A 13,247-nucleotide genomic window follows, 5' to 3' on the forward strand; every position below is an offset into this window, starting at 1 on the left:
ATGAACGAGCAGGCGGCGGCACGGCCCGCCGGCCGTGCGGCCCGCGGCGGCCGGGGTATCGGGGCGGAGGCCTATGACACAATAGGCGATCCGCATCGTCAGGAAGCCTCGACCGTGACGCGCCGCCTGCTCATCCTCGTCGTGCTCGCCGCCGCGCTCGTCGCGGCGTGCGCGCTCACGTGGACGATCACGTGGCAGCGCGGCGTCGCCGAGCTGCAGCGCAATGCCGCGGTACGCGTCGAGCGCACCACCAACGCGCTCAAGAGCACGCTCGACCGCTACGAATCGCTGCCTTATCTGCTCGGCAGCCATCCGTACGTGCAGGATCTGCTTGCCGAGCCGAAGCGCGGCGACTACACCGCCCGCGTCAACCGCTATCTCGAAGACCTCAACGAACACGCGCACGCGACCGTCACCTACGTGATCGGCGCGGACGGCCTGTGCGTCGCCGCCAGCAACTGGCGCGCGCCCGACAGCTTCGTCGGGATCGAATACCGTTTCCGCCCGTATTTCCTCGATGCGATGAACGGCCGGGTCGGCCGCTTCTTCGGGATCGGCACGATCTCGCGCGATCCCGGCTACTACATCTCGCAGCCCGTGTGGCGCGACGGCAAGATCGCGGGCGTCGTCGTCGTGAAGCTCAATCTCGAATGGTTCCAGGGCGCCGACGCGTCCGAGCCGCTCGTCGTCGTGGACGATCACGGCGTCGTGTTCCTGTCGTCCGTGCCCGCGTGGAAGTACCACACGCTGCGCCCGCTCACGGGGCCCGTCGCCGCGTCGATCTACGAAACGCGCCAGTACGCGCAGCAACCGGTCACGCCGCTGCCGCTGCGTGTCGAGCAGACGCTCGGCGCCGATGCGGAGATCGTGCGCCTCGGTGCCGGCCGGCGCGCGCCGCGCTTTCTCGCCAGCAAGCGCCGGATCGGCGAGCCCGACTGGCTGCTCGTCACGCTCGCGCCGATCGCGCCGATCGATGCCGATGCGCGCAACGCCACGATCGTCACCGGCTTCGGCTTCGTGTCGGTCGCGCTGCTCGCGTTCTACTGGCGCATGCGCCGCGCCCGCGTGCGCGAGATGATCCGCGGCCGCGCGCTGCTGCAGCAGGCGTACGCGGAACTGAACCGGCGCGTCGAGGAGCGCACGGCCGACCTGTCTGAAGCGAACGAGCGATTGCAGAAGGAAGTCGGCGACCGGATCCGCGCGGAGCAGGAGCTGCGCGCCGCGCACGACGAACTGATCCAGGCGAGCAAGCTCGCCGCGCTCGGCCAGATGGCGGCCGGCATCACGCATGAACTGAACCAGCCGCTCGCGGCGCTGCGCAGCTTCTCGGACAACACGCGCGTGCTGCTCGATCGCGGCGAGCAGGCCGCCGCGCGCGAGAATCTCGAGGCGATCGCCGCGCTCACCGAGCGGATGGGCAAGATCACCAACCAGCTGAAGCTGTTCGTCGGCCGCGCGAAGCCGCGCAACGAGCAGGCGCTCGTCGTGCGCGCGCTGCGCAGCGTGCTGTCGCTGCTCGACGAGCGCCTGCGCGGCGTCGCGCTCACGCTGACGCTGCACGACGCGACCGTCTCGCCCGCGCACGACGCGCCGCTCGATCTGGCGCGCGACTATCCCGAACTCGTCGCGCGCTGCGAGGACCTGCGCCTCGAACAGGTGCTGATCAACCTGCTCGGCAACGCGCTCGACGCGGTGGCCGGCGTCGCGGCGCCGGCCATCGAGGTCACGATCGCGGTGTCGGCCGCGACGCTCGCGGTCGAGGTGCGCGACAACGGCTGCGGCATCGCGCCCGATTTGTTGCCGCGCCTGTTCGAGCCGTTCTTCACGACCAAGGAAATGGGGCGCGGGCTCGGGCTCGGTCTCGCGATCTCGTCGTCGATCGCGAGCGACGCGGGCGGCGCGCTGACCGCACGCAACGCACCGTCGGGCGGCGCGCTGTTCGTCTTGACGCTGCGGCGCGCCCGCACGCATCATCCGGACTCCGTGTCCGAGCCGGCGGGCTCGCATTAGCGTGAGCAGGCCGGTCGGCGAACGACCGGCATCAACGAGATGCCGCGCGCGCCGCGCGGCTTGTCAGGAGCGAGTGAGTACGATGGCCAACCGGCTGCAAGTGATCTATATCGAAGACGATGCGCTCGTGCGCCGGGCGAGCGTGCAGAGCCTTCAACTGGCGGGTTTCGACGTTGCCGGCTTCGAGTCGGCCGAAGCGGCCGAGAAGGCGATCGTCGCGGATACCGCCGGCGCGATCGTCAGCGACATCCGGCTGCCCGGCGCGAGCGGGCTCGACGTGCTCGCGCAGTGCCGCGAGCGCGTGCCCGACGTGCCGGTGATCCTCGTCACCGGTCACGGCGACATCTCGATGGCCGTGCAGGCGATGCGCGACGGCGCCTACGACTTCATCGAAAAGCCGTTCGCGGCCGAGCGCCTGATCGAGACGGTGCGCCGCGCGCTCGAGCGCCGCGAACTCGTGCTCGAGAACCACGCGCTGCGGCGCGAGCTGGCCGGGCAGAACGTCGTTGCGCCGCGCATCATCGGCCGCAGCCCCGCGATCGAGCAGGTGCGCAAGCTGATCGCGAACGTCGCGCCGACCGACGCGTCGGTCCTGATCAATGGCGACACGGGCGCCGGCAAGGAGCTGATCGCACGCAGCCTGCACGAGTTGTCGCCGCGCCGCGACAAGCCGTTCATCGCCGTGAACTGCGGCGCGCTGCCCGAGCCGATGTTCGAGTCGGAGATGTTCGGCTACGAGCCCGGCGCGTTCACCGGCGCCGCGAAGCGGCGCGTCGGCAAGCTCGAATACGCGTCCGGCGGCACGCTGTTCCTCGACGAAATCGAAAGCATGCCGCTCGCGTTGCAGGTGAAGCTGCTGCGCGTGCTGCAGGACGGCGTGCTGGAGCGGCTCGGCTCGAACCAGCCGATCCGCGTGAACTGCCGCGTGGTCGCCGCCGCGAAGGGCGACATGAGCGAGCTCGTCGCGGCCGGCACGTTCCGGCGCGACCTGCTGTACCGGCTCAACGTCGTGACGATCGCGTTGCCGCCACTCGCCGAGCGCCGCGAGGACATCGTGCCGCTGTTCGAGCACTTCATGCTCGATGCGGCCGTGCGCTACGGCCGGCCCGCGCCGGTGCTGACCGACCGGCAGCGCGCGAGCCTGATGCAGCGCGACTGGCCGGGCAACGTGCGCGAGCTGCGCAACGCCGCCGACCGCTTCGTGCTCGGCGTGGCCGACGTGCCGCAGCAAACGGGCGCCGCCGACGACGCCGACAACGACCAGACGCTGAAGGAGCGCATCGAGCAATTCGAGCGCGCGGTGATCGCCCAGGCGCTGAACCAGACGGGCGGCGCGGTCGCGGCAACGGCCGACCGGCTGCATGTCGGCAAGGCGACGCTGTACGAGAAGATGAAGCGTTACGGGCTGTCGGCGAAAGGCGAAACCGAGCGCTGAAAAGCAAACGGACCGCGGAACCGGGGGGGCCGGTCATGCGGTCCGTTTCTGGCCGGAACGGCGCGGTGCGCGCGCCTTTCAGCCGAATCTGGCGGCGCTCAGGCCGCGTTGCCGTCGAGCGCCTTCTTGAGCAGCGCGTCGAGCTCCGCGAATTGCGGCGCGCCGACGTAGCGCTTCAGGATCTTGCCGTCCTTGTCGACGACGAAGGTCGTCGGCGTGAGTTGCACGTTGCCGAACTGCTTCGCGACGCTGCCGTCGTCGAGCGCGACCTTGAACGGCAACTGGCGCGTCTGCGCGTAATTCGCGACGTACATCGGCGGATCGTAGTTCATCGCGACCGCGACGAACTCCAGCCCCTGACCCTTGAAGCGATTGTAGGTGTCGACCATCTGCGGCATTTCCTGCATGCAGGTCGCGCAGCTCGTCGCCCAGAAGTTCACGAGATAGACCTTGCCCTTCAGGTCGCCGGCGGTCGAGACCTTCTGGCCCGACAGCAGCGTGAAGGTGGCGTCCGGCACGCTGGACTTGCCGTTGAACGCGAAGAAGCCGGCGACGGCGATCGCCGCGACGACGGCGGCCGCGGCGAGGTAGCGGACGGGGCCGGCACTGCGGCGGGTGGAAGGCGTGGTGTTCATCTGGTGCTCTCGGAGTCGATGACGCTGATCGACGCAAAGGACGTCGAAATTCGGCGCTCATTTTAGCGCGAATGCGGTGCGCGCACCGGCGGCCGCCACGCATCCCGGTTTTCCGGTTCGACGGATAATGGTCGTTTTGCCTGCCGCGATCCACGCCATGCCGAAGGAAGTCATCGATTCGTTGTGCCCCCTTTTTCGCCCGCTGCGACACTTCGCCGCGCTGGCCTGCGTGAGCGCCGCGCTCGCCGCGTGCTCGCCGTCGTACGACTGGCGCACGCTGCACAACGACGCCGGCTACACGATCGACCTGCCGGCGAAGCCGACCGTCGAGGAGCAGCCGGTGGCGCTCGGCGGTACCTCGATGCCGATGCGGATGCAGGCCGCGCACGTCGACGGCGCGGTATTCGCGGTCGGCACGCTGACGTTGCCCGACGATCGCGACGACACACGCCGCGCGGCGCTCGAATTCCTGCGCGCGGGGCTGTCGCGCAATCTCGAAGGCGCGCCGCAGACGGCGGCGGTGCCCGTGCCGCTCGCGGCCGGCGGCGCCGTGAACGGGCTCGAGCTGCGCATCGCGGGCGCCGCCGCCGGCGGCGATCGCGCGCGCAAGACGATCGTCGCGCGGCTCGCCGCGCGCGGCCGGCACGCGTATCAGGCCGTCGTGATCGCCGACGGGCCGCTCGCGCAGGAGCAGCTCGATCAATTTTTCGGTTCGTTCAAACTCGATTGACGACGGCCGGCGAGGGCGCTCGGACACGCCGTGACAACTGAAAGTTCATTCGCAGCTTTCGACGCTAATCGCCGGATTTTGCGAGGGTTTTTCGGCTATCCACAGCGCATGTGGATAACTTTGTTGAAAAGTGGCGGGGATTTCCCGCGAAGCCGCGCGGGACGGCCTTCCGGCCCGTTTGGTCGCCCATCCTCCTTTTGAGAAAAATCAATCGAAACAACGGGATACGAATTCCGCCCGGCAAAGGCCGCGACGAGCCGCGATCCAGGGCCGGATTCGCGGAATTGTGTATAAGTCAAGTCTTGACAGCCTGATTTTGTCCTCCTGGGCTGCTCACGGCGCCGTCAACGCGCGCCGGTAGCGGATCGCCTCGGCGATCTGCGCGGCCGTCGGCAGCGGGTCGCCGGCCAGATCGGCGATCGTCCGCGCGACTTTCAGCACGCGGAAATACGCACGCGCCGACCAGCCGAAGCGCTCGCCGGCCTCGCGCAGCAGCCGCTCGCCTTCGTCGGTCGGCCGGCACAGGTCGTCGGTTTCGCGGCCGCTCAGCATGTGATTCGTCTTCCCCTGTCGCTCGAGCTGCAGCGCACGCGCCTGCGCGACCCGGGCCGCCACCGCCGCGCTCGGCTCGCCGGGCGCCGTCGCGCGGGTCGCGAGTTCGGCCGGCGACAGCGCGGGCAGGTCGATCTGGATGTCGATGCGGTCGAGCAGCGGCCCCGACAGCTTGCGCAGATAGCGGGCGGCCGCGTCCGGCGAGCAGCGGCAGCGCCCGGACGGATCGCCGTGCCAGCCGCACGGGCACGGGTTCATCGCGGCGATCAGCTGGCACGCGGCGGGGAAGTCGGCCTGCTGGGCCGCGCGCGAGATCGTGATGCGGCCGGCTTCGAGCGGCTCGCGCAGCATTTCCAGCACGTGCCGGTCGAATTCCGGCAGTTCGTCGAGAAACAGCACGCCGAGGTGCGCGAGCGTGATTTCGCCCGGCTGCGGCGGATTGCGGCCGCCGACCAGCGCGGCGGCGCTCGACGAGTGATGCGGCGCGCGAAACGGCCGGCGGCGCCACTGCGCGGGCGAGAAGCCGAGCCGGCTCGCGGACAGCAGCGCGGCCGAGGTCAGCGCCTCGTCGTCGGTCAGCGGCGGCAGCAGGCCGGCCAGCCGTGCCGCCAGCATCGACTTGCCGGCCCCTGGCGGGCCGACCATCAGCATGTGATGGCCGCCCGCGGCGGCGACTTCCAGCGCGCGTCGCGCGCCGCGCTGGCCGATGACGTCCGCGAGATCGGGCGCGGCGGGTGCCGGCAGGCCGTCGAGACAGGGCGCGGCGACCGGCGCGAGCCGCCCGTCCGGCGCATCGGCGAGGTGCGCGCACAGCGCCGGCAGGTCGCGCGCACCGAATACGGTCACGCCCGGCACGAGTGCGGCCTCGGCGGCGCTGTCGAGCGGCAGGTACAGCTCGGGCGGACGCGCTGTCGCGGCCGAATCGCGCGGGGCGCCGGGATCCATGCCCGGGCCGCCGGCCAGGCCCGCGCCGGATTCCTCCGCACGCCGGTCCCGCGCGGCGCCGCACGCCATCGCGAACGCGCCGCGCATCGGCCGCAGCGCGCCCGTCAGCGACAACTCGCCCGCAAATTCGCGGCCGGCCAGCGCGTCGGCCGGGATCTGGCCGTTCGCGGCGAGAATGCCCAGCGCGATCGGCAGGTCGAAGCGGCCCGACTCCTTCGGCAGGTCGGCCGGCGCGAGATTGACGGTGATGCGGCGCACCGGGAATTCGAACCCGCAGTTCTGCAGCGCGGCGCGCACGCGCTCGCGGCTTTCGCGGACTTCGAGATCGGGCAGCCCGACGATCGAGAACGACGGCAACCCGTTGGCGAGATGGACTTCGACGGTGACGTCCGGCGCGCGGCCGGAGGCGGGCGCGCGACTGCGCACCACGGCGAGCGACATGGCGAGGCTCCTGTAAACAGGCGGACGACGGCCGTTCGGGGCCGCATGCCGCGGGACTCGGAGGAATCGGGTGCGCGCTTGCCGGCGTGGCGCGGGGAAAGAACGAGGTGCTGCGAAGAGCGATGGACTGCGAAGAGCGCGGGACGACGAAGAGCGCGGGACTACGAAGAGCGCGGGACTACGAAGAGCGATGGACTGCGAAGAGCGATGGACTACGAAGAGGGGCTGCGAAGAGCGACGGACGACGAAGCGTGGCGAAACGGCTTCGGGGTGGCGGGCGCGGGCCGCACGAGGCGGCCCGCACCCGGACCTTGCGGCCGGTGGGGCGTCAGGCCTGCGGGGCGGCGAGCTTCTGCTCGAGTTCCGCGACGCGCTTTTCGAGCTCCTCGAGGCGCACGCGGGTGCGGGCGAGCACCTGTGCCTGCGTATCGAATTCCTCGCGCGTGACGAGATCGAGCTTCGAGAAGCCTTGCGACAGCATGGCCTTCACGTTGCGCTCGACGTCCTTGGCCGGCGAGTTTTTCAGCAAATCGCTGACGCGCGACTGCAGATCGTTGAAAACGTCGCTGGGTTGCTTCATGTGATTCCCCTTCCTTGCACAAAAAATGTGCATCTTCAGTTGCATACGTGCCCATGATGCACGCATGACCGGAAATGGTGCGCGCGGGGCGCGAATTCCGGGCATGGCGCCCGCATGGGTGAATGGCCCGGCGATCCGGGACGTGCGTGCACTCTAGCAACGATCCTTTCGCCGCGCCAGCAAACCGGGCCATGTTGGCCATTCGGCCGGGCTTCCGCGTCTTACGTCGCGGGATGCGACCCCGTTCAGAAGCCCTTCGAGACGGTGCTCGGACCAACATGGCATGCGAGTTGCTGAGAAGAGTCCGTCACAACATTCCAACTCATCCGACGGGACAACCCAGCGAGAGGACTTCATGAAACTCATTACCGCAATCATCAAGCCGTTCAAGCTCGATGAGACGCGCGAAGCGCTGTCGGCGCTCGGCGTCTCGGGCATCACGGTGACGGAGGTCAAAGGGTTCGGGCGCCAGAAGGGGCACACCGAGCTGTACCGCGGCGCCGAATACGTGGTCGATTTCCTGCCGAAGATGAAGATCGAGGCGGCCGTGTCCGACGATCTCGTCGACCAGGCGGTGGAAGCGATCGAGCGGGCCGCGCGCACGGGCAAGATCGGCGACGGCAAGATCTTCGTCACGCCGATCGAACAAGTGATCCGGATTCGCACCGGGGAGACAGGCGCGGACGCGCTGTAACAGAACAGACAAGACAAGCGACAAGAGGAAACCCAAGATGCGCAAACTTCTGATGTCCCTGCTGATGGCCGGCTCGCTGATCGCGGCCGGCGTTGGCTCCGCGCTCGCCGACGACGCGGCGTCCGCCGCGGCTGGTTCCGCCGCGGCTGCTTCCGCGCCGGCCGCCGCCACTTCCGACGCATCGGCTGCCGCCGCACCCGCTTCGGCGCCGGCCGCCGACGCATCCGCCGCCGCTGCCGCACCCGCTTCGGGCGCGGCCGACGCATCGGCCGCCGCATCCGCGCCGGCCGCCCCGGCGGCGCCCACCGCGCCGTTCTCGGTCGATTCGTCGAAGATCAGCGCGGGCGACACCGCGTGGATGCTCACGTCCACCGCGCTCGTGCTGTTCATGACGATCCCCGGCCTCGCGCTGTTCTACGCGGGCATGGTCCGCAAGAAGAACGTGCTCGCGACCGTGATGCAAAGCTTCGCGATCACCGCGCTGATCACGGTGCTGTGGACGGTGGTCGGCTACAGCCTCGCGTTCACGCCGGGCAACGGCTTCATCGGCGGCCTGTCGCGCGTGTTCCTGCACGGGATGAACTACATCAAGGGCGACAAGGCGACGACGCTGACGGTCAGCCATCTCGCGTCGACGATTCCGGAATCGGTCTACTTCGTCTACCAGATGACGTTCGCGATCATCACGCCGGCGCTGATCTGCGGCGCGTTCGCCGATCGCATGAAGTTCTCGGCGATGCTCGTGTTCATGACGCTCTGGTCGCTGATCGTCTATGTGCCGATCGCGCACATGGTGTGGGAGCCGACCGGCTGGCTGTCGGCGGACGGCGTGCTCGACTTCGCGGGCGGCACCGTCGTGCACATCAACGCCGGTATCGCGGGCCTGATGTCGTGCCTGGTGCTCGGCAAGCGCGTCGGCTACGGGCGCGAATCGATGGCGCCGCACAACCTCGTGCTGACGATGATCGGCGCGTCGATGCTGTGGGTCGGCTGGTTCGGCTTCAACGCGGGTTCCGCGGTCGCGGCCGACGGCCGTGCCGGCTTCGCGATGCTGACGACGCAGGTCGCGACGGCCTGCGCGGCGCTCGGCTGGATGTTTGCCGAATGGATCGCGAAGGGCAAGCCGTCGGTGCTCGGCATCGTGTCGGGCGCGGTCGCGGGTCTGGTGGCGATCACGCCGGCGGCCGGCTTCGTCGGCGTGGCGGGCGCGCTCGTGATCGGTATCGCGGCGGGCGTCGTGTGCTTCTGGTCGGCGACCTGGCTCAAGTCGAAGCTCGGCTACGACGATTCGCTCGACGCGTTCGGCGTGCACGGCGTGGGCGGGATTCTCGGCGCACTGCTGACCGGCGTATTCGCGGTCAAGGACATCGGCGGCATGGACGGCAGCCTGCTGCTGCAGGCGAAGGGCGTGCTGATCACGCTCGTGTACAGCGGCGTGCTGAGCTTCGTGCTGCTGAAGTTGATCGATCTGACGATCGGCTTGCGCGTGTCCGAAGAGGAAGAGCGCGAAGGCCTCGACGTGGTGCTGCACGGCGAGCACGTGGAATAAGTCACACGAACCACGGCGGGCCGCCGCGACGACGGCGCCCGCCCCCGAATGAGCGCAGCGACTTCGGCCCGCCTACTCGGCGGGCTTTTTTTCTCCTGACGCGTGCAGTCGTAGCGGATAACCCTTCACTCTATCGGGTCAATAGCCGAAAACTTCCTCCATATCCTTGTGAAGCCGGGAACAATCCCCAAATGGGCAAGGCAATTGCTCTACAATCTTCATTCTCCCGCTCGCGAGTGATTCATGGTTCCCCACCTCGTTACCGCGTTGAACGGTCCGCTGCTCGAACTCGAGCAGAAGATCCTCGACGCGACGCCTGCGATCGAACGCTGGTTCAGGCTCGAATGGCAGGAACACACCCCGCCGTTCTATTGTTCGGTGGACCTGCGCAATGCCGGCTTCAAGCTGGCGCCCGTCGACGCGAACCTGTTTCCCGGCGCCTTCAACAATCTGCCGTCCGAAGTGCTGCCGCTCGCCGTGCAGGCCGCGATGGCCGCGATCGAGAAGATCTGCCCGGACGCGAAGAATCTGCTCGTGATTCCCGAGCTGCCGACCCGCAACGCGTTCTACCTGGAAAACGTCGCGCGCCTCGCGACGATCATGCGCCAGGCCGGCCTGAACGTGCGTTTCGGCTCGCTCGACCCCAGCATCACCGACATGACGCCGATCACGCTGGCCGACGGCCAGAAGATCGTGCTCGAACCGCTCGAGCGTTCGCAGCGCCGCCTCGGCCTGAAGAATTTCGATCCGTGCTCGATCCTGCTGAACAACGACCTGTCGGCCGGCATCCCGGCCGTGCTGGAAAACCTGCACGAACAGTACCTGCTGCCGCCGCTGCACGCGGGCTGGGCCGTGCGCCGCAAGTCGACGCACTTCGCATGCTACGACGACGTCGCGAAGAAGTTCGCGAAGATGGTCGGCGTCGATCCGTGGATGGTGAATCCGTATTTCGCGCACGTCGAAGGCGTCGACTGGCAGGCGCATGAAGGCGAGCAGGCGCTCGCCGACGCGATCGACGGCGTGCTGAAGAAAATCGCGCGCAAGTACCGCGAATACGGGATCAGCGAGAAGCCGTACGTCGTCGTGAAGGCCGACGCGGGCACCGCGGGCCGCGGCGTGATGACCGTGCACGACGCGGCCGAGATCGGCCGCATGACGAAGGCCGAGCGCGCGCAGATGGCCGAATCGAAGGCCGGCCTCGCGGTGCGCGACGTGATCGTGCAGGAAGGCGTCTACACGTTCGAGCGCGTCGGCGACGAAGTGGCCGAGCCGGTCGTGTACATGATCGACCGCTACGTGGTCGGCGGCTTCTACCGCACGCACGGCGGCCGCGAGCGCGACCAGAACCTGAACGCGCCCGGCATGCACTACGTGCCGCTCGGCTTCGAGCACACCGCGCTGCCGGATGCCGGCGCGAAGCCGGGCGCCGCGCCGCCGAACCGTTTCTACATGTACGGCGTCGTCGCACGGCTGTCGCTGATCGCGTCGTCGATCGAACTGGAAAAGACCGACCCCGAAGCCATCCAGGTGTAACGGACCTTCGCTACGTACAGGACCCGCATGGACATTCTTTTTATCGCCGACCCGCTCGAGCATTTCAAGATCTACAAGGATTCGACCTACGCGATGATGGCGGAGGCCGCTCGGCGCGGGCATGCGGTGTACGCGTGCGAACCGCGCCACCTCGCGTGGACGGGCTCGGCCGTCGAGGCCGACGTGCGGCGCATCACGTTCGTCGGCGAACTGGACGACCTGCATCGCGACACCTGGTTCGACGCGGGCGCGGTCGATGCGCGCCGTCTCGAATCGTTCGGCGCGGTGCTGATGCGCAAGGATCCGCCGTTCGACATGGAGTACGTGACGTCGACGTGGCTGCTCGAGCTGGCCGAGCGTGCCGGCGCACGCGTGTTCAACCGGGCGCAGTCGATCCGCGATCATTCGGAGAAGCTCGCGATCGGCGAATTTCCGCAGTTCGTCGCGCCGACGCTCGTCACGCGCGACGCGAAGCGGCTGCGCGCGTTCCACGCCGAGCACGGCGACGTGATCCTGAAGCCGCTCGACGGAATGGGCGGGATGGGCGTGTTCCGCGTGAAGCCGGACGGCATGAACCTCGGTTCGATCGTCGAGATGCTGAGCCACGACGGCACGCGCTCGGTGATGGCGCAGAAGTTCATCCCCGAGATCAAGGCCGGCGACAAGCGCATCCTGCTGATCGGCGGCGAGCCGGTGCCGTATTCGCTCGCGCGGATTCCGCAGGGCAGCGAGGTGCGCGGCAATCTCGCCGCGGGCGGGCTCGGCGTCGCGCAGCCGCTGACGGCCCGCGACCGCGAGATCGCCGCAACGCTCGGGCCCGTGCTCGCGTCGCGCGGGCTGCTGCTGGTCGGCCTCGACGCGATCGGCGACTGGCTGACCGAGGTGAACGTCACGAGCCCGACGTGCTTCCGCGAGATCATGGAGCAGACGGGCTTCGACGTCGCCGCGATGTTCATCGACGCGCTGGAGCGTGCGGCCGCGTAGGCCGCCTTCCGCGCCACCCCGGCGGCGGCCGCGCAGGCCCCCCCGTCGCCGGAGCCGCTTGACCGGCCTGCTACAATGCCCGCTTGCCCGGTGCCGCGATCGGCGCACCGAAGGCCCGGCGGTCGGGCCGACACTGTTGCAAGGCTGAACATGAAACGTTCCCCATACTCGCTACGCTCATTGCCCCGCCGCGGGGTATCGGCCCGCCAGGGGCGGCCGGGAGCGATCTGACATGACCGGGATTCTGATCATCGCGCACGCGCCGCTCGCCACCGCGCTGCGGGACTGCATCGCGCACATCTACGGCGGCGTGCCCGCCCGCATCGGCTGCATCGACGTGACGGCGGACAGCGATCCGGCCCAGGTGATGGCGTTTGCGCACGCGGAACTCGCGCGGCTCCGGGAAGACAACGGCGTGGTCGTGCTGACCGACATGTACGGCGCGACGCCCGCGAACATCGCGGGCCAGCTCGCGAAGCTCGACAACGTGCGCGTGCTTGCGGGCGTGAACCTGCCGATGCTCGTGCGGGCCGTCTGCTACCGCACCGTGCCGCTCGACAAGCTGGTCGACAAGGCGCTGTCCGGCGGCGCGAAGGGCGTCCACGAGGTGTCGTCCGGCACGCCGCCGCCCCCGTCGGAAACCGGCTGCGGCCAGTGCGCGCCAATTCCGCCCGAACCGCAGCCGCGCACCGAATCGCACTGAGCCTCCGTTTTCCGTTTTAGCCCGACCCGCCGGCGCGCGCCGCCGGCGGTCCCGACCGACCCGACCGAGAATCATGCTTCAACAAGAAACCACCATCGTCAATAAATTGGGGCTCCATGCGCGCGCATCGGCCAAGCTTACGCAACTGGCCGGCAACTTCCAGTCGGAAGTCTGGATGACACGCAACGGGCGCAAGATCAATGCGAAGAGCATCATGGGCGTGATGATGCTGGCGGCCGGCATCGGCAGCACCGTGACGATCGAGACCGAAGGGCCCGACGAGCGGGAAGCGATGGATGCGCTGCTGAAGCTGATCGCCGACAAGTTCGGCGAAGGCCAGTGAGCGCGACGCGGAATCATTGCCGTTTCCAGTCAGAATGCCGCGGATGTCGCGGCATTTTTTTCGTCGGAAGCATTGATGCGGAATGCGCAATGCTGCGCTGCATGCAGTCAGCA

General features: G+C 68.7%; 12 protein-coding genes. 9 read left to right on the forward strand and 3 right to left on the reverse strand.

Annotated features, from left to right (window positions below; all coding sequences use genetic code 11):
- Complete coding sequence (locus WT53_RS29045) at positions 1-2,010, forward strand: ATP-binding protein (protein WP_059781411.1); 2,010 nt, start codon at positions 1-3, stop codon at positions 2,008-2,010.
- 82 nt (positions 2,011-2,092) lie between these two features.
- Positions 2,093-3,445: a sigma-54 dependent transcriptional regulator gene (locus tag WT53_RS29050; RefSeq protein ID WP_034208470.1), complete on the forward strand. Its 1,353-nt coding sequence runs from the start codon at positions 2,093-2,095 to the stop codon at positions 3,443-3,445.
- Positions 3,446-3,543: 98 nt separating this feature from the next.
- Here WT53_RS29050 and WT53_RS29055 read toward each other — a convergent pair whose 3' ends face one another.
- Positions 3,544-4,080, reverse strand: coding sequence for a peroxiredoxin (locus WT53_RS29055; RefSeq protein ID WP_059781412.1), 537 nt, complete (start codon positions 4,078-4,080; stop codon positions 3,544-3,546).
- A gap of 157 nt (positions 4,081-4,237) precedes the next feature.
- Here WT53_RS29055 and WT53_RS29060 point away from each other — a divergent pair, with 157 nt between their 5' ends.
- Complete coding sequence (locus tag WT53_RS29060) at positions 4,238-4,810, forward strand: hypothetical protein (protein ID WP_034208771.1); 573 nt, start codon at positions 4,238-4,240, stop codon at positions 4,808-4,810.
- Positions 4,811-5,143: 333 nt separating this feature from the next.
- Here the strand turns inward: WT53_RS29060 and WT53_RS29065 are convergent, their stop codons facing one another.
- Together WT53_RS29065 and WT53_RS29070 are read right to left on the reverse strand one after the other, a co-directional pair.
- Complete coding sequence (locus WT53_RS29065; RefSeq protein ID WP_034208468.1) at positions 5,144-6,748, reverse strand: YifB family Mg chelatase-like AAA ATPase; 1,605 nt, start codon at positions 6,746-6,748, stop codon at positions 5,144-5,146.
- A 328-nt stretch (positions 6,749-7,076) separates the two neighbouring features.
- A complete protein-coding gene (locus WT53_RS29070; protein ID WP_006489451.1) occupies positions 7,077-7,328 on the reverse strand; it encodes an accessory factor UbiK family protein in 252 nt (83 codons plus the stop codon).
- A gap of 355 nt (positions 7,329-7,683) precedes the next feature.
- Between WT53_RS29070 and WT53_RS29075 the strand changes: the two genes are divergently transcribed.
- The 6 genes from WT53_RS29075 to WT53_RS29100 all read left to right on the forward strand — a co-directional run bounded on the left by WT53_RS29075 (position 7,684) and on the right by WT53_RS29100 (position 13,134).
- Positions 7,684-8,022 carry a P-II family nitrogen regulator gene (locus tag WT53_RS29075; RefSeq protein WP_006398175.1) on the forward strand — a complete coding sequence of 113 codons (339 nt, stop codon included), beginning with the start codon at positions 7,684-7,686 and terminating at the stop codon, positions 8,020-8,022.
- A gap of 37 nt (positions 8,023-8,059) precedes the next feature.
- The gene (locus WT53_RS29080) at positions 8,060-9,571 is read left to right on the forward strand and encodes an ammonium transporter (RefSeq protein ID WP_059825185.1); all 1,512 of its coding nucleotides are present in this window, start codon (positions 8,060-8,062) and stop codon (positions 9,569-9,571) included.
- Between the two features lie 243 nt (positions 9,572-9,814).
- On the forward strand, positions 9,815-11,104 hold the full coding sequence (gshA, locus tag WT53_RS29085; protein WP_034208466.1) for a glutamate--cysteine ligase: 1,290 nt from the start codon (positions 9,815-9,817) through the stop codon (positions 11,102-11,104).
- A gap of 27 nt (positions 11,105-11,131) precedes the next feature.
- A complete protein-coding gene (gene gshB, locus WT53_RS29090; protein WP_034208465.1) occupies positions 11,132-12,088 on the forward strand; it encodes a glutathione synthase in 957 nt (318 codons plus the stop codon).
- Positions 12,089-12,320: 232 nt separating this feature from the next.
- Positions 12,321-12,791 carry a PTS sugar transporter subunit IIA gene (locus WT53_RS29095; protein ID WP_060262500.1) on the forward strand — a complete coding sequence of 157 codons (471 nt, stop codon included), beginning with the start codon at positions 12,321-12,323 and terminating at the stop codon, positions 12,789-12,791.
- A 73-nt stretch (positions 12,792-12,864) separates the two neighbouring features.
- Positions 12,865-13,134, forward strand: coding sequence for an HPr family phosphocarrier protein (locus WT53_RS29100; RefSeq protein WP_006477716.1), 270 nt, complete (start codon positions 12,865-12,867; stop codon positions 13,132-13,134).
- The last annotated feature ends 113 nt before the right edge of the window (positions 13,135-13,247 follow it).

It is taken from the genome of Burkholderia sp. MSMB2157WGS, from assembly GCF_001532755.1.
In the GTDB taxonomy this organism is placed as follows: domain Bacteria; phylum Pseudomonadota; class Gammaproteobacteria; order Burkholderiales; family Burkholderiaceae; genus Burkholderia.

Coding starts and splice junctions, on each gene's coding strand:
- WT53_RS29045 (WP_059781411.1), top strand. CDS start 1: ATGAACGAGCAGGCGGCGGCACGGCCCGCCGGCCGTGCGGCCCGCGGC.
- WT53_RS29050 (WP_034208470.1), top strand. CDS start 2,093: ATGGCCAACCGGCTGCAAGTGATCTATATCGAAGACGATGCGCTCGTG.
- WT53_RS29055 (WP_059781412.1), bottom strand. CDS start 4,080: ATGAACACCACGCCTTCCACCCGCCGCAGTGCCGGCCCCGTCCGCTAC.
- WT53_RS29060 (WP_034208771.1), top strand. CDS start 4,238: ATGCCGAAGGAAGTCATCGATTCGTTGTGCCCCCTTTTTCGCCCGCTG.
- WT53_RS29065 (WP_034208468.1), bottom strand. CDS start 6,748: ATGTCGCTCGCCGTGGTGCGCAGTCGCGCGCCCGCCTCCGGCCGCGCG.
- WT53_RS29070 (WP_006489451.1), bottom strand. CDS start 7,328: ATGAAGCAACCCAGCGACGTTTTCAACGATCTGCAGTCGCGCGTCAGC.
- WT53_RS29075 (WP_006398175.1), top strand. CDS start 7,684: ATGAAACTCATTACCGCAATCATCAAGCCGTTCAAGCTCGATGAGACG.
- WT53_RS29080 (WP_059825185.1), top strand. CDS start 8,060: ATGCGCAAACTTCTGATGTCCCTGCTGATGGCCGGCTCGCTGATCGCG.
- gshA (WP_034208466.1), top strand. CDS start 9,815: ATGGTTCCCCACCTCGTTACCGCGTTGAACGGTCCGCTGCTCGAACTC.
- gshB (WP_034208465.1), top strand. CDS start 11,132: ATGGACATTCTTTTTATCGCCGACCCGCTCGAGCATTTCAAGATCTAC.
- WT53_RS29095 (WP_060262500.1), top strand. CDS start 12,321: ATGACCGGGATTCTGATCATCGCGCACGCGCCGCTCGCCACCGCGCTG.
- WT53_RS29100 (WP_006477716.1), top strand. CDS start 12,865: ATGCTTCAACAAGAAACCACCATCGTCAATAAATTGGGGCTCCATGCG.